Consider the following 310-nt stretch of genomic DNA (forward strand, 5'->3'; position numbering starts at 1 on the left):
GGGTAGCCTGGCATGAGCCGTCGCTGGCCCCTACTGGCGGCGGTGCTCGCAGGCGCGGTGGTGTTGGGGCTGCTCTGGTGGGCCTGGCAGCACGTTGGGCTGGCTGCGTTGCAACTGGGAATGGGCGCTTGCTAGGCAGACAGCCTGGCATGGGGTAGCGTGTCGACAAACGACAACATTATCCAGGGCCGCCATGATGAACATTCGCTTTGTTTCGATACCTCTTCTGCTGCTGGCCATGAGTGGCGCTGCAATGGCTGCCGACTGTCCGCCGCTGCTGCAGGGCGAGTTGCCCAAGCTGCGCGCCAAG

1 protein-coding gene and 1 pseudogene are annotated in these 310 nt (G+C 64.2%); both read left to right on the forward strand.

Annotation, left to right across the window (positions count from 1 at the left end; translation table 11 throughout):
* Nucleotides 1-12: 12 nt before the first annotated feature.
* Entirely contained in the window at nucleotides 13-135 is a 123-nt protein-coding gene (locus ALO43_RS31775; RefSeq protein ID WP_268873846.1) for a hypothetical protein, read from the forward strand.
* A 61-nt stretch (nucleotides 136-196) separates the two neighbouring features.
* Nucleotides 197-310 (forward strand): annotated as a pseudogene (locus tag ALO43_RS22835) (glutathione peroxidase); the annotation flags it as partial.

Source organism: Pseudomonas tremae, from assembly GCF_001401155.1.
In the GTDB taxonomy this organism is placed as follows: domain Bacteria; phylum Pseudomonadota; class Gammaproteobacteria; order Pseudomonadales; family Pseudomonadaceae; genus Aquipseudomonas; species Aquipseudomonas tremae.

Bases quoted from the DNA above. Each gene is read 5' to 3' on its own strand.
- ALO43_RS31775 (WP_268873846.1), top strand. From the start codon at position 13: ATGAGCCGTCGCTGGCCCCTACTGGCGGCGGTGCTCGCAGGCGCGGTG.